Origin of the sequence: Labrenzia sp. R5_0, assembly GCF_017743835.1 — a bacterium.
In the GTDB taxonomy this organism is placed as follows: Bacteria; Pseudomonadota; Alphaproteobacteria; order Rhizobiales; family Stappiaceae; genus Roseibium; species Roseibium algicola.
This window is the reverse complement of record NZ_JAGHRK010000002.1, coordinates 329,796-346,320: the sequence shown is the minus strand read 5'-3', so window position 1 is coordinate 346,320 and position 16,525 is coordinate 329,796. Positions and strand designations below refer to the sequence as shown.

General features: G+C 60.9%; 16 protein-coding genes. 5 read left to right on the top strand and 11 right to left on the bottom strand.

Going from position 1 to position 16,525, the window contains the following annotated elements; translation table 11 throughout:
- The first annotated feature begins 27 nt into the window (after positions 1-27).
- The 3 genes from peaD to J7447_RS10420 all read left to right on the top strand — a co-directional run bounded on the left by peaD (position 28) and on the right by J7447_RS10420 (position 3,675).
- A complete protein-coding gene (gene peaD, locus J7447_RS10430; RefSeq protein ID WP_023000784.1) occupies positions 28-1,119 on the top strand; it encodes a quinohemoprotein amine dehydrogenase subunit beta in 1,092 nt (363 codons plus the stop codon).
- A 139-nt stretch (positions 1,120-1,258) separates the two neighbouring features.
- Positions 1,259-3,001, top strand: coding sequence for an ABC transporter ATP-binding protein (locus tag J7447_RS10425; RefSeq protein WP_209169562.1), 1,743 nt, complete (start codon positions 1,259-1,261; stop codon positions 2,999-3,001).
- Positions 2,998-3,675, top strand: coding sequence for a hypothetical protein (locus tag J7447_RS10420; RefSeq protein ID WP_209169561.1), 678 nt, complete (start codon positions 2,998-3,000; stop codon positions 3,673-3,675). Before J7447_RS10425 ends, J7447_RS10420 begins: the two co-directional genes overlap by 4 nt.
- A 217-nt stretch (positions 3,676-3,892) precedes the next feature.
- On the opposite strand, the gene J7447_RS10415 is transcribed toward J7447_RS10420, so the two are convergent.
- From J7447_RS10415 to J7447_RS10390, 6 genes are all read right to left on the bottom strand, one after another.
- Positions 3,893-4,096: a formate dehydrogenase subunit delta gene (locus J7447_RS10415; RefSeq protein WP_075284757.1), complete on the bottom strand. Its 204-nt coding sequence runs from the start codon at positions 4,094-4,096 to the stop codon at positions 3,893-3,895.
- Positions 4,086-4,904 carry a formate dehydrogenase accessory sulfurtransferase FdhD gene (gene fdhD, locus J7447_RS10410; protein WP_209170131.1) on the bottom strand — a complete coding sequence of 273 codons (819 nt, stop codon included), beginning with the start codon at positions 4,902-4,904 and terminating at the stop codon, positions 4,086-4,088. The genes J7447_RS10415 and fdhD overlap by 11 nt, the downstream gene beginning before the upstream one ends.
- A gap of 6 nt (positions 4,905-4,910) precedes the next feature.
- Positions 4,911-7,754, bottom strand: a complete 2,844-nt coding sequence (gene fdhF / locus J7447_RS10405; RefSeq protein ID WP_209170130.1) for a formate dehydrogenase subunit alpha — start codon at positions 7,752-7,754, stop codon at positions 4,911-4,913.
- A 32-nt stretch (positions 7,755-7,786) separates the two neighbouring features.
- Positions 7,787-9,304 (bottom strand): NADH-quinone oxidoreductase subunit NuoF, encoded by a 1,518-nt coding sequence (locus J7447_RS10400; RefSeq protein WP_209169560.1) that lies wholly within the window; start codon positions 9,302-9,304, stop codon positions 7,787-7,789.
- Entirely contained in the window at positions 9,301-9,729 is a 429-nt protein-coding gene (locus J7447_RS10395; RefSeq protein ID WP_230057679.1) for a formate dehydrogenase subunit gamma, read from the bottom strand. The genes J7447_RS10400 and J7447_RS10395 overlap by 4 nt, the downstream gene beginning before the upstream one ends.
- Before the next feature lie 175 nt (positions 9,730-9,904).
- The gene (locus tag J7447_RS10390) at positions 9,905-10,789 is read right to left on the bottom strand and encodes a LysR family transcriptional regulator (RefSeq protein ID WP_031269215.1); all 885 of its coding nucleotides are present in this window, start codon (positions 10,787-10,789) and stop codon (positions 9,905-9,907) included.
- Between the two features lie 172 nt (positions 10,790-10,961).
- On the opposite strand from J7447_RS10390, the gene J7447_RS10385 reads away from it, so the two are divergent.
- A complete protein-coding gene (locus J7447_RS10385) occupies positions 10,962-11,624 on the top strand; it encodes a helix-turn-helix domain-containing protein (protein ID WP_209169559.1) in 663 nt (220 codons plus the stop codon).
- On the opposite strand, the gene J7447_RS10380 is transcribed toward J7447_RS10385, so the two are convergent.
- Together J7447_RS10380 and J7447_RS10375 are read right to left on the bottom strand one after the other, a co-directional pair.
- Positions 11,576-11,971, bottom strand: coding sequence for a VOC family protein (locus J7447_RS10380; protein WP_077293550.1), 396 nt, complete (start codon positions 11,969-11,971; stop codon positions 11,576-11,578). The genes J7447_RS10385 and J7447_RS10380 overlap by 49 nt on opposite strands.
- A gap of 87 nt (positions 11,972-12,058) precedes the next feature.
- Positions 12,059-12,667 (bottom strand): TetR/AcrR family transcriptional regulator, encoded by a 609-nt coding sequence (locus J7447_RS10375; protein ID WP_209169558.1) that lies wholly within the window; start codon positions 12,665-12,667, stop codon positions 12,059-12,061.
- 140 nt (positions 12,668-12,807) lie between these two features.
- On the opposite strand from J7447_RS10375, the gene J7447_RS10370 reads away from it, so the two are divergent.
- Positions 12,808-13,236, top strand: coding sequence for a VOC family protein (locus tag J7447_RS10370; RefSeq protein ID WP_209169557.1), 429 nt, complete (start codon positions 12,808-12,810; stop codon positions 13,234-13,236).
- A gap of 145 nt (positions 13,237-13,381) precedes the next feature.
- On the opposite strand, the gene J7447_RS10365 is transcribed toward J7447_RS10370, so the two are convergent.
- From J7447_RS10365 to J7447_RS10355, 3 genes are all read right to left on the bottom strand, one after another.
- A complete protein-coding gene (locus J7447_RS10365) occupies positions 13,382-13,876 on the bottom strand; it encodes a hypothetical protein (RefSeq protein WP_023000797.1) in 495 nt (164 codons plus the stop codon).
- A 169-nt stretch (positions 13,877-14,045) separates the two neighbouring features.
- Positions 14,046-15,512, bottom strand: coding sequence for a hypothetical protein (locus tag J7447_RS10360; RefSeq protein WP_209169556.1), 1,467 nt, complete (start codon positions 15,510-15,512; stop codon positions 14,046-14,048).
- A gap of 37 nt (positions 15,513-15,549) precedes the next feature.
- Positions 15,550-16,476 (bottom strand): DUF6384 family protein, encoded by a 927-nt coding sequence (locus J7447_RS10355; RefSeq protein ID WP_209169555.1) that lies wholly within the window; start codon positions 16,474-16,476, stop codon positions 15,550-15,552.
- Between the last annotated feature and the right edge of the window lie 49 nt (positions 16,477-16,525).

Below are 16,525 nucleotides of genomic sequence, written 5' to 3'. Positions count from 1 at the left end.
GCCCTTCAAGATATTCGGAGAAACCCGATGCGAAACCTTATTGCTGCGGCAAGCGCAGCCCTGGCCTTGAGCCTTACCGCTCTGCCGGCCCTCGCCAAGGATCTGATTGTCACGGCCGCAAAGCCTGACCGGCTTTACGTGATCGACGCCAAGGCACGGACGATAGAAACCGACTGCAAGCTCGACTTCAACCTGATCCCCGGTGTCATCGTTGTCTCGCCCGACAACAAGATCGCCTATATCCTCGGCAATCGCTGGGAGGATGTGTTCGGTATTGACCTTTCCACCTGCGAGACGGTGTTTTCCGCGCATCAGTCAGAAAGCGACATCCGGCGCAAGTCGATCGCCTCGCTGGCCGTCTCCAAGGATGGCAAGGAGGTCTACACGGTGCGCAATCCGGTTCGGCTGCTTGCCGACCGATACGAGGTTCTTGAACCGGAAATCGCGGTCTATGAGACAGCAGCCGGTCTTGACGCCAAACCGGCCCGCACGTTCCCGAGTCCCCGCCGCATGACGGTGATGGCAACCGGGCGTGATGGCATGCTCTATGCCGCCGGGCACGAGATCTATGCGATTGACCCGAAGACCGGCGAAATCTCCATCAAGATCAAGAATGCCACCTGGGACCGGCCGACCTATTCTCCGCCGGACGTCCTTGCCTTCTGGCCTATCGGTACACAGGCAGACGAGTTCATGCTGCTTTATTCGGCCGCCAAGTTCACCGACGAGTCGATGAGCGAGATTGCCGATTTCGTCTGGGGGTACCAGTCGGTCGATCTGACGACTGGGGAAAGCGATATCCAGGATTTCGCCAGCCTGGAAGTGATCATGTTCTCCGCCGTGCGTGACCCCAACGACAAGAGCAAGCTTTACGGTGTCTACACCCAGCTTTCCAAGCATGATGTCGAGAAGAAAGAGCTGATCAAGCGGGTCGACCTGCCACACACCTATTACTGTGTGAACATCTCGTCCGACGGCAAGGAGATATATGTCGGCGGCACCAATGACGACATTGGCGTCTACGATGCGGAAACCCTGGAACGTATCGGCGAAATCCTCCTGCCTTCGGGCGGCGACATGGCCGCCGGTACGATGCAGGTGATCAGCACCGGAAGCTAGGGGAGTACCGAACCTACCAGGCCATCGGGACCTAGTATTCCCGGTGGCAACTAAAGTGCTCCAATCTCATTGCCGGTGATTACCGGGTCCTCGATTTCGCGGGGACGACAATGGGGGAGGTTGCAAACAAGGAACACGGATGAAACAGGCAGTTTCCTTGAGCGGAGCAGACCGGGCCGGGACCAAGTCGTCCCGGCCTTCGGTGCTGCGTGGGGTGTTCAACCGGGTCTTCGGCACCCGTGAGGCGGCGTGGCTGGTGCCGCTGGTCGCGCCATACCGCTGGCCGCTGGCAATGCTGTTCCTGTTATCCCTTGTGGCGGCAGGTGCGGCGCTTGTGCCGCCTTACCTGACCAAGCTTGTCATCGATCGGGGCCTGATGGCTGGCGACAAGCACGCGCTTGTGGTTTTTGTGGCCATCCTTTTTGGGGTTGGCCTGGCGGCACTGGCGCTGGGCGCACTGAATTCCTTGCTGCACCTGAGGTTCTCGGCAAGGCTGCTGAAGGACCTGCGCCGTTCGGCCGTCGACAGGATCCTTGCCCAGTCGCCCCGCTGGCAGGCCAAACAATCCATCGGCGAACTCATGAGCCGCCTTGATGGCGATGCCGGGGAAGTACAGCAATTCACGTTTGCCGTGCTGGTGAACGGCGGTGGCAGCCTGTTGAGACTGGTCGGCGGCCTGGTCATGTTGTTTGTGCTGGCGCCCAAGCTGGCTCTTCTTGCACTGGCGCTGGCACCGGTCGAACTGTTGTTTTTCGCCCGTGCACGACCCGTCACCCAGGCGAAGGCAACTGAGGTACGGCAAGCGCGCGGTGTGCTCGCATCCGGGCTTGCGGAGACGATTGCCGGGCTTTCCGCGCTGCGGGCTTTGAATGCGACCGGAGCTGCGGCAAAACGGATCGAAACACGGCAACAGGGCCTTGTCGCAGCATTGATGTCTGCGCAGATGTGGAACGAAGTAACGCGGGCGGTGCCGATGGTGCTGACGGCGATCCTGCGTGGTGCGGTTTTTCTGGTTGGCGGGCTCGCGGTGATCGACGGCACCATGCCGCTCGGGTCCCTGATCGCCTTCACCGCCTATCTCGCCTTCCTGATCGGGCCGATGCAGTCGCTCATTTCCCTCTGGCACGGACAGGCGCGCATGAAAGCGGCGCTCGACCGGCTCGACCGGATCATGAGTGCCGTACCGGATGTCCAGGACCCGGTTTCACCTGTGCCACTGACTGCCGGTGGTGGTGAATTGGTGCTGGCAGGTGTTGCCTATGCACCGGATGGCGGCGTGCCGCTTTTTGAGAATGTTAGCCTCATCGTCCCAAAAGGACAGAAACTCCGGCTGAGCGGTCCATCCGGCATCGGCAAGACGTCGCTTCTGTCGCTTCTTCAACGCCATGACGACCCGAAGGCCGGAACGATCCTTCTGGATGGTACGGACTTACGTCATCTCTCTCTTCAAGATCTCCGCACGGTTGTCGCCCTCGTGCCGCAAAAGGGGCATGTCTTTTCCGGAACGGTGGCGGACAATCTCTGTCTCGGGTCTTCTGAGGCAGCCGAGGAAGACATGCATGCCGTTCTGCAATTCGTGGAGCTGGAGGACCGGTTTTCTGGCAAGGGACTTGAAACGGCTCTTGGCGAGGGAGGGCTTGACCTTTCCGGCGGAGAACGTCAGCGGCTGTGCCTTGCCCGTGCCCTGTTGCAGCCGTTCCAGGTGCTGATCCTGGATGAAAGCCTTTCGGAGGTTGATGCGGACCGGGTGTCTCGGATCATGACCCGGATCGATACCCGGTTTGGTGATCGTACCCGCCTTGTCGTCACGCATGGGGACACGGAACGGTATGGGATCTTTGACAGTGAGCTGGTGCTGCAAGCAAGAGAGGTCGGGGTTTGATCAGGGTCGGGCTGATAGACGGTGCCTTGCCGGGGGACTGGCCAGGCCTGGTGGGACAGGAATGGTTCTGCAGGCCGGACGGCGCTGAACTTGCCTCAGGGCATGCCGAAGCGATGGCGCAGACCGTGCGCACTCATGCGGCAGATGTTTTGCTTCTCAACGCCGTTGTGTTTCCGGGGCAGCTCTCGACCACGCTTGACGCCATCTGCGCTGCCTTGAGCTGGCTGGCTGAGGATCCACCCGACATTGTCCTGTGTGCCTTCGGCATGGCGCGATCTTCCATCGAGATGTCGGTGGCAGTGGCTCGGCTACAGCAGGCGGGCAGTCTGATTGTCGGTTCTGCTCCGGCGCGCGGTGGTAACGCCTATCCGGCGGCAATTACAGGCGTCCTGTCAGTGCAGGGGGATGCCCGCTGTGGCCCTGCGGAGCTGTCAAAGTTGGATCTGCCGCAGGCCACCTTCGGTGCCTGTCCAATGGCTGCCGGGCGCGAGAATATTCGCGGCGCCAGCGCGGCGGCAGCGCATCTCGCCGGATTGCTGGCGAGATCGGTTCAGGGGGCTGAAAGGAATGCCCTGGTCGGGTTGGAGACCTTTGTCCGTTACCGGGGGCGGGAACGGCGCGGGGATGGGGCGCTTGCGGGCAACGGAGCGGCCGAGGTATCTGCCGGCGGGTAGTCTTATTTGAAAAGAGGCCGGAGTTTGTGGCCCATCCTTCGAGACAGCGCTTCGCGCTTCCTCAGGATGAGGTTGTATTTGTTGCGAAGCCGAAATCTCCCTTTCGACCTCATCCTGAGGAGGACCGTCAGGTCCGTCTCGAAGGATGGGCCGCATATTCGCAGCGGCAGAATTTCCGAATTTCAGTATCGTGGCATTGAAGAGGGAAACCCTCCCGTCAGAGCCTGCGCACGCTTTCCAGGACGACCGAGTCGAGACCGGCACCGCCGGCTTCCACATGGGCTCTCAACTGGTCGCGCATGCGCGGCTCCCAGAAGTCCTTCAGATGGTTCGCGACCTTCTCCGCCTGGTCAATGCCTGGCTGGGTCTTGAAGAAGGTGGCGATCTGGTTGGCCATATAGACCATCTTTTCAGGCGACATCTGCAACTCCGGATAAGACGCGCTCTGGATGCGCGTAAAGATCAAACCCGCCGTCCCTTGAAAATGCGGCGACCGTTATGCCGGCCTCGTCGGCGAGGCGGAGTGCGGTCGACGTCGGGGCCGAGGCGGCAATCAGGGCCGGGCAACCGGCGAAGGCGCATTTCTGCACCAGTTCCACCGACAGCCTGCTGGTGAGGACGAAAGCGCCGGTTGCGGGGTCGGTCCCGGCTTGGGCAAGGGCGCCGATCAGCTTGTCGAGCGCATTGTGGCGGCCAACGTCCTCGCGCGCCACGACCACGCCCTTGCCCGGTTGGAGGAAACCGGCGGCGTGGGTGGCGCGCGTCTGGTCCCGAAGCGGCTGCAGCCGGCTGAGCGCATCGGTCGCTCTGGCCACATCCAGGCGGGACAGGACTGTTGTTGCGTCGACCGTCGGCAAAGGCCGCAGGGCCTGATCCAGACTTTCGATGCCACACAAGCCGCAACCAACCGGACCGGCCATGGCACGGCGGCGGGCAAGAAGCCGTTTCGAGCGGTCTGCGCGTAACCAAAGTCGAGCCTCTATGCCGCGGTCATGAGAGACCTCCTCGAAGGCTTCGATTTCGGTGATCGAGCTGATGATGCCTTCGCTCAGGGCAAAACCGACGGCAAAGTCGGCAACATCGCCCGGCGTTGCCATCATCACTGCCTGCGTGGTGCCATCGAAGACGAGCGCAACAGGGCTTTCCTCCGGCAGGCTTCTCGCGACCGCCACCTGGCCGTCCGCGTGGACGGCACGGCCGGGCATGGAGCGGGAGAGCGGGCGATCCATCACCAGTTACTCCGCAGCCGGCAGGATCCGCCGGGACATAGCTGCCTGGGCGGCATAGTCTTCCTGCCAGTTGGTCGGTCCGTTGGACAGGCTGACCTGAACCGCCGTCACCTTGTATTCCGGACAATTTGTGGCCCAGTCGGAGAAGTCGGTCGTGATGACATTCGCCTGGGTGTCCGGATGGTGGAAGGTGGTGTAGACGACGCCGGGGCTGACCCTGTCGGTGAGATGGGCCCGCAAGGTGGTTTCTCCGGAACGCGATGCCAGCTTCACCCAGTCGCCTTCCTTCAGTCCGCGGTTTTCCGCGTCATGCGGGTGGATTTCCAGAAGATCCTGATCGTGCCAGATAACGTTGTCGGTTCGCCGGGTCTGGGCACCGACATTGTACTGGGACAGGATGCGGCCGGTGGTCAGAAGCAGCGGGAAGCGTGGCCCGGATTTCTCGTCCGTCGCCACATATTCGGTGACAATGAACCGGCCCTTGCCACGCACGAAACCATCGACATGCATGAGCGGCGTGCCATCCGGCGAGGCTTCGTTGCAGGGCCATTGCACCGACCCTTTTTCCTCCAGCAGATCGTAGGTGACGCCGGCGAAGGAGGGCGTGGTTGCAGCGATTTCAGCCATGATTTCGGACGGATGGCTATAGGTCCATCCTGCTCCCATGGCGTTGGCGAGCATCTGGGTGATCTCCCAGTCGGAATAGCCGTTGCGCGGCGCCATCACCTTGCGCACGCGGTTGATGCGGCGTTCGGCGTTTGTAAAGGTGCCGTCCTTTTCCAGGAACGTGGAACCGGGCAGGAAGACATGGGCGTAGTTGGCGGTCTCGTTCAGGAAGAGATCGTGAACGATGACGCATTCCATGGCAGCAAGACCGGCCGCCACATGCTTGGTGTCGGGGTCCGACTGGAGAATGTCCTCGCCCTGGCAATAGAGCCCCTTGAAACTGCCATCGACAGCGGCATCCAGCATGTTGGGGATGCGCAAGCCCGGCTCGGCATCGATCTCAACGCCCCAGATGTCCTGGAAGATCGCGCGGACGTCCTCGTTCTTCACATGGCGGTAGCCCGGAAGTTCGTGCGGGAAGGAGCCCATGTCGCAGGAACCCTGGACGTTGTTCTGGCCGCGCAGCGGGTTCACGCCGACACCCTTTCGCCCGACATTGCCCGTGAGCATTGCAAGGTTGGCGATGCCCATGACCGTGGTCGAACCCTGGCTGTGTTCCGTCACGCCGAGGCCGTAGTAGATCGCGCCATTGCCGCCGGTCGCGAACAGGCGAGCCGCCTTGCGCAGTTCTTCCGCCGGAACGCCGGTCAGGCCTTCGCTGGTTTCCGGGCTGTGGCGCGGATCGCGAACGAAGTCGGCATAGGTCAGGAACTCGTCCCAGTCGCAACGATCGCGAATATAGTCTTCGTCGAAAAGACCTTCGGTAACGATGACATGGGCGAGGGCGGTTACCACGGCAACGTTTGTGCCGGGGCGCAGCTGCAGATGGTGGGACGCCTCGATGTGAGCCGATTTCACCAGATTGATGCGGCGCGGGTCGATAACGATCAGCTTGGCACCGGCGCGCAGACGCTTCTTCAGGCGGGAGGCAAAGACCGGGTGACCGTCGGTCGGGTTGGCGCCAATCACGATGACGACGTCGGTATGTTCGACGGAATCGAAATCCTGCGTCCCTGCAGAGGTCCCAAAGGTCTGGCCGAGGCCGTAGCCAGTCGGCGAGTGGCAGACACGGGCACAGGTGTCGGTGTTGTTGTTGCCGAAGACCGCCCGGGTCAGCTTCTGCACCAGGAAGGTTTCCTCGTTGGTGCAGCGGCTGGAGGTGATCACACCGATGGACTTGCGGCCGTGCTTTTCCTGCAGGCCGCGCAGGCGATTGGCGGCGAAGCTGAGGGCCTCGTCCCAGGAAACTTCCTGCCAGGGTTGATCGATGCTGTCGCGGATCATCGGGTTGAGGATCCGGTCCTTGTTGGTTGCATAGCCATAGGCGAAGCGACCCTTGACGCAGGAATGGCCGCGATTGGCCTTGCCGTGCTTGTAAGGCACCATGCGCACCAGTTCGTCGCCGTTGAGTTCAGCCTTGAACGAACAGCCGACGCCGCAATAGGCGCAGGTGGTGACGACGGAACGTTCCGGCGTTCCCAGTTCGATGACGGATTTTTCCTGAAGCGTGCCGGTTGGGCAGGCCTGCACGCAGGCGCCACAGGACACGCAGTCGGAAGACAGGAAATCGTCGAACGCCGCGCCCGGCGAAACACGGCTTTCAAAACCACGGCCCTCGATGGTCAGGGCAAAGGTACCCTGAACCTCTTCGCAGGCCCTAACACAACGCGAGCAGACGATGCATTTGGCCGGATCATAAGCGAAATAGGGGTTGGACACGTCCTTCGGGATATACTCCGGGTTCGGCCCAACGGAGGTACGCTGTTCGAAGTGGTTGCGGCCCGGCTCGTAACGGACATCACGCAGACCAACCATGCCGGCCATGTCCTGCAGCTCGCAATCGCCATTGGCAGCGCAAGTCAGGCAGTCCAGCGGATGGTCGGAGATGTAGAGCTCCATCACACCCTTGCGGATCTGCTTGACCCTGGAGGACTGGGTGTGAACGACCATGCCCGGCGCAACCGGTGTGGTGCAGGAGGCGGGTGTGCCGCGCCGGCCCTCGATTTCGACCACGCAAAGGCGGCAGGAACCGAAGGCGTCAATGCTGTCCGTGGCGCAAAGCTTGGGAACCTGAAGACCGATTTCAGAGGCCGCGCGCATCACCGAGGTGCCTTCCGGCACAGTGACCTCGAAGCCATCGATGGTCAGCGTGACCGGAGCGCCTTCCTTTGCCGGAGTGCCCATGTCGCGATCATCATGGATGTTGGCGAGATCCGTCATTCGGCGGCCTCCTTCTGGCGGGCAAAATCTTCAGGGAAGTGGGTAAGGGCGCTCATGACCGGATAGGGCGTGAACCCACCAAGGGCACAAAGCGAGCCGTCTTTCATCGTGTCGCAGAGATCCGTCAGGAGGTGGACAGCCCCTGCATCGCCAGCATCGATCCGGTCGATTGTCTCGACACCGCGCACAGCGCCGATCCGGCACGGTGTGCATTTGCCACAACTTTCCACAGCGCAGAATTCCATGGCGAAGCGGGCCATCTTCAGCATGTCCGCCCTGTCATCGAAGACGACAATGCCGGCATGTCCAATGAGGCCACCCTGGCCGTCGAATTCTTCATAACCGAACGGCGTGTTGAACTTGGAGACGGGCATATACGCCCCGAGGGGGCCACCAACCTGGACAGCCTTGACCGGCCGGCCACTGGCGGTGCCACCGGCAATATCGTTGATCAGCTCACCCAGAGGCATGCCGAAAGCGGTCTCGAAAAGACCGCCGTGGCGGACATTGCCGGCGATCTGGATCGGCATGGTGCCCTTGGAGCGGCCGAGGCCGAACCCGGCATAGAACTCCGCGCCTTTTTCCATAATGACCGGAACAGTTGCCAGCGAGAGCACGTTGTTGACGACGGTCGGCTTGCCGAAGAGGCCTTCAAGCGCCGGCAGCGGCGGCTTGGCCCGCACGATGCCGCGCTTGCCTTCCAGGCTGTTGAGGAGGGACGTTTCCTCACCGCACACGTATGCGCCTGCGCCAGTGCGAATTTCCAGGTCGAAAGCCTTGCCGGAACCCAGAACGTTCGTGCCGAGCAGGCCGGCCTTGAGACCGATCCTGACAGCGGCTTCCATGACTGCGATGGCGTCCGGATACTCGGAGCGAATATAGACGAAGCCCTTGGTGGCCCCTGTGGCGAGGCCGGCGATGATCATGCCTTCGATCAGCGTGAAGGGATCGCCTTCCATGAGCATGCGGTCGGCGAAGGTGCCGCTGTCACCTTCGTCCGCATTGCAGACAATGTATTTGCGTGCCGAAACTGCCTTGCGGACCGTGTCCCACTTGATGCCCGTGGGAAACCCTGCGCCACCACGGCCGCGCAGGCCGGAGTTGGTGACTTCCGCAACGATCTCTTCTTCGCCGAGAGCAAGAGCGCGTTTCAGGCCGACAAGTCCGCCATGGGCTTCGTATTCGGCGAGGTCGAGCGGATCGATCAGGCCGCAACGGGCAAAGGTCAGCCGGGTCTGGCGGGCGAAAAAGGGGATGTCTTCCACCGTGCCGAGACTTTCCAGCGTGCCATCCAGAAGAGAGGGAACGTCTTCGGCTGTGACGGCGCCAAAAGCCTTGCGAGTGCCGTCGATTTCGATTTCGACGAGCGGTTCAAGCCAGATCATGCCACGGCTGCCATTGCGCACCACGGTGACATCGAGACCGCGGTTGCCGGCTTCGATTTGAATTGCTGCGGCAACTTCATCGGCACCCAGTGCCTTGGCAGCGCTGTCGAGGGGAACGAAGATCTTCATGCACCGGCCTCCTGGAGGATACGCGTCATGCGATCTTCGGTGACACGGCCGATGACCTTGCCGTCGACCATCGCGGCAGGGGCGCAGGCACACAGGCCGAGACAGTAGACAGGTTCGAGAGTGACGGCACCGTTGCGGGTTGTGCCGTGCCAGTCCAGGCCGAGTTTGGCCAGAACCGCCTCGCCAAGGGCTTCGCCGCCGACGGCCTGGCAGGCCTCTGCCCGGCAGATCTTGACGACGTGGCGCCCGGCGGGGGCCTTGCGGAAATCATGGTAGAAGGAGATGACGCCGTGAACTTCCGCCTTGGACAGATTGAGCGCCTCTGCAATCAGCTCGACCGCTGCCTGGGGCACATAGCCGAATTCCGCCTGCAAGCCGTGCAGCATGGGCAGAAGTGGACCTTCCAAGGTAATAAAATCTTCCATCACGGCCGAGATCTGTTCGGCCGTGGGCTCTCCCGTCGCATACGGCATGCGCGTCCTCCCGTATATTTCGAGGCGCATCACACCATTAAGTTTGATTTGATATCAATAATGATTTTCCGTTGATCGATTGGAAATCATGATCGAACATCATTTGACCGTTTCGGCTAACTTCCGGTCAGACCTCGGAAATACGCCTTGCTTCGGACAGAAGAGCCCGCAAAACCGGGGTGTGCGGTTCGCGATAGGGGGCCACGAGGCCGACAGTGTGACCGGTGTGAACGCCGACAAGAGGGATCGTCTTCAAGGGTTTTCCGGCTGTCAGAAATTCTGCCAGGTCCGCTGGCAGGACGGTTATCCAGCCGCCGTCCAGCACATTTGCCACCAGCACGACCGTGGAATTGGACTCGATCCGGGCTTCCGGCATGATTCCGGCTTCACCGAAATGACGGTTGATGATCCGCCGGTTCTGCATGTCGGGCGTCAGAAGGCAGATCCGTTCCTCGGCCAGCTCCTTCCATTTGACCGACTTTCTGCCAGCGAAGGACGAAGCCTCATTGCAAACCAGCATATAGCTTTCATTGTAGAGCGGTTCGGTGCTGACCCTGCCGGTCGGTTCATTGTCGAGGTAGGAAATGCCGGCATCGATATCGAGGTTCTCCAGCATCGACAGGATCTCCATCGAATTTCGCGACAAGATGGTGAAACGCACGTTCGGGTGCTTGTTGCCGAACCATGTCGTCAGTTTGGCTGCCCAGGTGAGGGCGGTCGGGATGACGGCTATGCGCAATTGTCCTGTCAGGCCATCGCGGGAGAACCGCATCTCCTCGCGCAACTGGCGGGCGTCCCCCACGATTTGTCGGGCCCAGACCAGGGCACGCTGGCCTTCCGGTGTCAGACCGCCGAACCGGGAGCCTCTGAAAAACAGCTGAACACCAAGCTGATCCTCAAGCTGCTTGATGCCAGTCGAGAGTGTCGGCTGGGCGATGCCGAGGCTTTCAGCCGCACGGCCGAAATGTTCTTCCCGGGCCACGGCGAGAAACATCTCCAGCTTTTCGATCATCACAAAGGCTCCGAACCGGTCAGTAATGGGTGGGTCCATGCTTCATGACATTTGATCAGAAGAATTGAAAGTGGCGTTTTCAATCAGAATTTTCGATCGATGTTTACTTGCAGCTGCTCACGCCAGGTTGAACAATCTCGCGTGCGCTGCCGCCACCTGCTAAAGGTTGGGCATGAGTGGCACCGTCAGATTTGAAAAATGGCATCACCGGATCGACACAGCGGAAAATGCGCTGATCTTTCCGGATGGCTGCCGGGATGTGCTGGTGGTGCGTGAGCAGGGCAAGCGGGAAAAGGTTCTGCTGACGGACCTCGATTTCCAGCCGCGCATCGCCGAACTCGCGGCCGGGACGCATATCACGGGGTTCCGGTTGCGCCCGGGTGGCGTCGTTGAGGACGAGGTTCTTCAGGCCATTGAACGCGACTGCGAACGAGTGGAAGACATCCTCGGCAACGCACTTGACGAGACCAATGACCTGGATGACGTGATCGTTGCCCTGACGTTGCCACAGTCGACCGTCGAGCGGGCATCGAAACAGGCAGGCGTGTCGGTGAGAACACTGCAGAGGCGGTTTCGGGAGCAGGGCCTGCCACCACCGGAATACTGGCGCTTGCTCGCGCGAGCGCGCAGGGCTGCAGGACTGCTGGCGACGGAGGTGCCGCTGGTGGAGATCGCTGCTGTGTGCGGTTTCAGCGATCAGGCCCATATGACGCGCGACCTGCAGCGCTGGTTCGGACGGTCACCGGCGCAATTGCGCCGGGACTCCGATAGCCTGTCGCTGTTGTCTCAACCAGCACTGGGCAACTGGATCGGCGAGCAGATCTCCACGAGGTAGCCGAAAGGATCGCTCACATAGGATGTGATCTGCCCCCAGGGTTCCTCGCGTGCATCCTGCAACTTGTTTGCACCGGCGGCGACTGCACGGGCAAGGGAGGCTGCAACGTCATCCGTCTCGAACGCCAGTTCGAACACGGGTGCCTTCGGTTCGGGGGTGCCGGGTGTCTTTCCGAGCTGGTTCATCAGTGCTTTGGATGAGAACGCGAGCTTTGTCTCGCCCGTCGCGAGTTCGCCGTAGTCTCCGGATTCATGAAGGAACAGACGTTCCAGTCCGAAGGCCTTCTCGTAGAAATCGAGAGCGGCGGCGACATTCTCAACGTAGAGGATGGTGTATCTCAGAATCACTTGAGTCTCCCGGTCGGTTGGTTTGGCGCCAGCCATAGAAGGTTGGTGCAAGGCCGTCTTGAAGGATCACGACATCAGGGCCGATTGTCAGTCTGCCAGGATGCCGGCCAATAGCTTGCGGGTCGCGGCTTCATACGCTTTCCTGTTACCGCCATTTGCAATTGTCAGCGCCGCGCGGTCGAACGCGGAAGAGAGCAGGTCCGCCAAAGGCTCCAGGGGAATATCTTTCAGTGCACCGTGATTGGCTGCATGCCGCAGGCCTTCCAGAAGCGTGGCGCCGCCGGTCTGGCGATCGATCTCCGCCATTTCCGACAGGCCGAGCACCGTCGGTCCTTCCAGCAGCATGATCCTTGCGCGGCCCGCAACGGACATGGCCGAGAAATAGGCGCTGGCGCCGGACATGAAGGCATCGAGCGGTGTCTGGCCCGTGTTCGTCTGGCTGTTGATTTCCGCCGCGATCGCTTCCGATTCCTGGTGGACCAGCGCCCGCATCAGGTCTGCCTTGTCGGCAAAGTGATGATAGAGCGCGCCGCGGGTGACGTCTGCCGCCTTGACGATCTCAGGTGTTCCGGTTTCCGCATAGCCTTTTTCAACGATCAGCGCCCTTGCCGCATCCAGCAGGGCCTTGCGCGTTTCCGCGCGCCTTTCCGCCTGTGTACGGCGTTCACCTGATTTCTCGGAGTTTTTGTCTTGCATACATGCAGCCTGTATGTTAGTTGAAAAATACATACAGACTGTATGTCTTTTTGTTGCGATTGGAAAGTCTCGGAAACAGCCGGGGGCCGGATGGAACAGGCAATCCACATCCGAAATTGGCGAGGAACAGGAGAAAAACGATGAAATGCACCCAGTATTATCCGGTCCTCATGACCGACAAGGTCGCGGAGACTGCCCGGTTCTATTCGGAACATTTCCGCTTCAAGCCGATGTTTGAAGCCGACTGGTACGTGCACCTGCAGTCGGAGGAGGACGAAAGCGTCAATCTCGCGATCCTCGACCAGAACCACGAAACCATTCCGGAAGCCGGTCGTGGCCGGGGCGCAGGAGGGCTTCTGATCAATTTTGAGGTTGAGGATGTCGATGCGGTTTATGAGGCCGCCCAGGCGAACGGGTTACCCATTCTGCAGGTGCTGCGGGACGAGGCCTTTGGCCAGCGCCATTTCATCACGTGTGATCCGAACGGAGTGCTGATCGACGTGATCAAGCCGATCCCGCCCAGCGAAGAGTTTCTGAAGCAGTTCGCCGCTGAAGCTGTGCCTGCCTGACGCGTCGACAGTCATGCCGGTGAATGCGTCCGGAGTGAGGGAAGTCTCCCACTGCTGTGATCCGCTTCGGAGTAGGCCGGCATGAAAGAGGCGTGGCCGGAAACCCGGCCACGCCTCGTCATTTTCAAGACTGACTGTTGATGCGTCAGGAGGAAACCGGCGGACAGGAGCTACCCTGTTCGGCGCGCGACTTCAGACCTTGAAGGCTCTGCATTGTGTTCGGGTTGCCCGGCAGAACGAAGCTCTGCTCAAGTGCCGTGCGCACGTTGTTGATCACGGCAAGATCCTGAACAGCCAGCGTCTGGCAAGGCGTTCCGGTGAAGCGAACCCGGATGCGGATCACGCGCTGGCCGTTGTCGGACGGGCCGAATTCGGAATCGAGCGCCGGGTTCGCGCCGGTCATCGGGCGTTCCAGAACCACCATGTTCGGCTGGTCCTGCAGTACGACGGTGCCGCGTTCCTGGGCACTGGAGACCAGTGCGGACCGCACGCTTGCCGGATCGGCTGCGATATTTACCGATTGCGCGCCGGCTGGCACGTCCAGCCTTGGCTGATCCGGCTGTGTGGGGCGCTGAGAGGACCCGGACTGGCAGGCGGCAAGAGCAAGAGCGCAAAAAGCGGATAAAACGATACGTCGCATGGGCAGTCCCAAGGTTAAAATGGTCAACTTAAGAGCCGGTCTAGAACACGTCTTCACAAAGCACAAGAAAACTGCATGTGACCGCCACCATCTTCTGCCAGTAAACTGACATAACACTCCTAACGAAGCCTTGTGGCCTCACGGGGGCAGGGATTTCAATCGGTGAAGGTCAGAATGTATCGCCTGTCTTGAAACCGCCACCACCAAAACTTCCACCGCCTTTGAAACCACCACCGCCGAAGCCGCCACTGCTGCCGGACCGTTTGCCGGAACTTCCGCCAAAGCCGCCACCGAAGCCTCCCATGGACTTGGGAAGACCCGAACCGTTGGGGAACGCGACCTGGCGTCCCTTCGGTTTGCGGCGTTTGTGCGAACGCTCCGCGCGGGCCCAGTATTCGGCACCGGTAATCGCACCCTTGACCAACTCGCCCAACAGGACGGTCGTCAGCTTCTCGTCAGAGAAGGTGGACTCCCAGCTGCCATAGCCGCTGGAACGGAAACGCTTGATGACGTCTGCAAGTTCCGCGCGGCGTCGACCAATATCGCGTTGCAGTTCCCTGTCCTGACGGATCTCGCGTGTAACCTGGTCGATGCGCTCCTTCAGATCCTCGATCCGCTGAACGATTTTCTCGTCCTCGGGCGAGGGGGTGTCGAGCGCGGCGCGCCACAAATCCTTGAGGTCATCCGCCTGCAGAGAAACGGACAGATGCTCTTCCGCCTTCTGGAAGTCGGTGTCTTCCCCGCTGGAAAATTCGGCGAGGGCCGAGGACAGCGTTTCGATCCGCCTGTCCAGATTGTCGAGTTCTCCGTCGATACGGTCGATGTCCGCGCTGAGGGTTTCGATGGTGCCGACAATATCCGTTCCGGCAGCGTCGGTCATCGCGTTCCGGCTGAACTCCGCGAGCTTGTCCTGTTCTTCCAGTGCGATTTCAGCACAGCGTTCCGCATGGCGGGCCATGCGGTCCGGAATGCTGGTCAGCATCGCAAAATTGGCGCGGGCGTCGTTGAAACCGACAAGGCCGGCCACCCATCGGTCGAGCGAGCGCACAAGACCGCGGTGCGCGTATGCCGGCGTTCCGAAACCGCGTTGCCACAGATACATGAACAACGGATCGGCCTCATAGGCCTTGCCTTTTTCCTTTCGGTCCTTTTCGGATGTAGCCGCCTTGGAGGCGGCTGCCTCCGCAGTCGCAAGAGCGGCTTCTGTCTTCTCGCGCTGTGCCTGATAACCGGCATCGCCTTCCAGACGGCCGTCGACAGCCTCCATCAACTCGTCCATCTGGTTTTCGGCGGCATCACGGGCGCTATCGAGCTCGACGCGCTTCTTCTGCAGCTGGCTGCGGTCGCTTTCGCACTGGCGCAACTGGTCGGTCAGGACCTTGTAGTCCGCATTGCGCTTGTCCAGAAGCTTGCGGGCTTCCCGCGCGGCGCTGTCGAGGCGTGTGTTGAGTGCACCGGCACTGTCGGTATCCAGTCGGAACCGGGCAAGGTCCCGGTAGGCTTCGCTCTGGCGTTCCTGCAGGTCCGTCAAAGCGCGGGTCGAACGCTCGATCCGCTTGCTCAGCTCGGCTTCTTCACGGCGCAAATCGGCAAGCGACTGCTCGATGGTGCCCAGGGTCTGGCGTCCCGTCAGCATGCCGGTGCCTCCCGGTGAGGCGGTGCAATCCTAACCGCTACCATTTCGTAATTGCTCCGTCCTGAACGCCGCTGCGCCATTTGATATCCAGCTCTCCGCGCCGCTTCTGCCCAAGGACACCTTTTTGCACGATGCCATCTTCCATCTTGTCGCGCCGAACGGCGTTGTAGATGGTTTCCGAAACGCGCTGGCCCCATTTGTCGACAAGTTCGGCCTCGCTGCTTTCCTCCGATACGATCCTGCGCTCCAGGATCTTGCCGTCCGCGTCCACGGCTTCGACCACGATGTAGTAATTCTCGGTGTCTGGATTGGATTCGGGAATGCGGGAAACGCCGGTCGGCACGCCTTCGCGGGAAATGATCCGGACCTCGAACACTTCCTGCAGCCGTCCGGCAAGATCGCGCAAGTCGGTCTCCGCCTTGAAGGCTGCCTCGTTGTTACCGTCCGAAAGGGCAAGGTTGCCGTCGGTGGCCAGACGTGCGGCGTTGGCTTCGATTTCGGTATTTTCGGTCAGGGAATCGATCCGCCCGACCAATTCGGTGTAGGTCGCGGGCAGGGCCTGAAGCCTTGCCAGCAGGTCCGCTTCCGCGCGTTGCGCCGGCAGCTTGACGATGAAGTACCAGGCCGCAATGCAAACGATGACGACAGCAACGACCGCCGCCAGCCATTTTGACCAGGTGCTGCGCGAGATGTAGATCATCGCCAGGGTGCGCTGGAAGCCTGCGGAAGGTGGAGAATAGACGAAGCGGTCGCGCTTCAGGTCCTCGACACCCGCCTTCAGGATATGGTCCGGAACATCGATGCCCTGGGACGCATAGACCTGACGCAGCCGCTCGACCATGGCGGCATCGCGTTCATCGGTCTTCAGCTCGCGGGCCACCTGACCTTCTTCATGACGCAGCGTGTCGACCACGTCCATCGCCATCATCAGATCGTCAAGCGGGGCGTCGGATTTGCTTGCCATGAATGCATGTCTTCTTGAAAAAGGGCGGGCCGGAGGGTCCGGCCTGCCG

What these genes read in the sequence shown, in the direction of transcription:
- peaD (WP_023000784.1), top strand. Translation starts at nt 28, where the DNA reads ATGCGAAACCTTATTGCTGCGGCAAGCGCAGCCCTGGCCTTGAGCCTT.
- J7447_RS10425 (WP_209169562.1), top strand. Translation starts at nt 1,259, where the DNA reads ATGAAACAGGCAGTTTCCTTGAGCGGAGCAGACCGGGCCGGGACCAAG.
- J7447_RS10415 (WP_075284757.1), bottom strand. Translation starts at nt 4,096, where the DNA reads ATGTCGCCTGAAAAGATGGTCTATATGGCCAACCAGATCGCCACCTTC.
- fdhD (WP_209170131.1), bottom strand. Translation starts at nt 4,904, where the DNA reads ATGGATCGCCCGCTCTCCCGCTCCATGCCCGGCCGTGCCGTCCACGCG.
- fdhF (WP_209170130.1), bottom strand. Translation starts at nt 7,754, where the DNA reads ATGGGCACTCCGGCAAAGGAAGGCGCTCCGGTCACGCTGACCATCGAT.
- J7447_RS10400 (WP_209169560.1), bottom strand. Translation starts at nt 9,304, where the DNA reads ATGAAGATCTTCGTTCCCCTCGACAGCGCTGCCAAGGCACTGGGTGCC.
- J7447_RS10395 (WP_230057679.1), bottom strand. Translation starts at nt 9,729, where the DNA reads ATGGAAGATTTTATTACCTTGGAAGGTCCACTTCTGCCCATGCTGCAC.
- J7447_RS10390 (WP_031269215.1), bottom strand. Translation starts at nt 10,789, where the DNA reads ATGATCGAAAAGCTGGAGATGTTTCTCGCCGTGGCCCGGGAAGAACAT.
- J7447_RS10385 (WP_209169559.1), top strand. Translation starts at nt 10,962, where the DNA reads ATGAGTGGCACCGTCAGATTTGAAAAATGGCATCACCGGATCGACACA.
- J7447_RS10375 (WP_209169558.1), bottom strand. Translation starts at nt 12,667, where the DNA reads ATGCAAGACAAAAACTCCGAGAAATCAGGTGAACGCCGTACACAGGCG.
- J7447_RS10370 (WP_209169557.1), top strand. Translation starts at nt 12,808, where the DNA reads ATGAAATGCACCCAGTATTATCCGGTCCTCATGACCGACAAGGTCGCG.
- J7447_RS10365 (WP_023000797.1), bottom strand. Translation starts at nt 13,876, where the DNA reads ATGCGACGTATCGTTTTATCCGCTTTTTGCGCTCTTGCTCTTGCCGCC.
- J7447_RS10360 (WP_209169556.1), bottom strand. Translation starts at nt 15,512, where the DNA reads ATGCTGACGGGACGCCAGACCCTGGGCACCATCGAGCAGTCGCTTGCC.
- J7447_RS10355 (WP_209169555.1), bottom strand. Translation starts at nt 16,476, where the DNA reads ATGGCAAGCAAATCCGACGCCCCGCTTGACGATCTGATGATGGCGATG.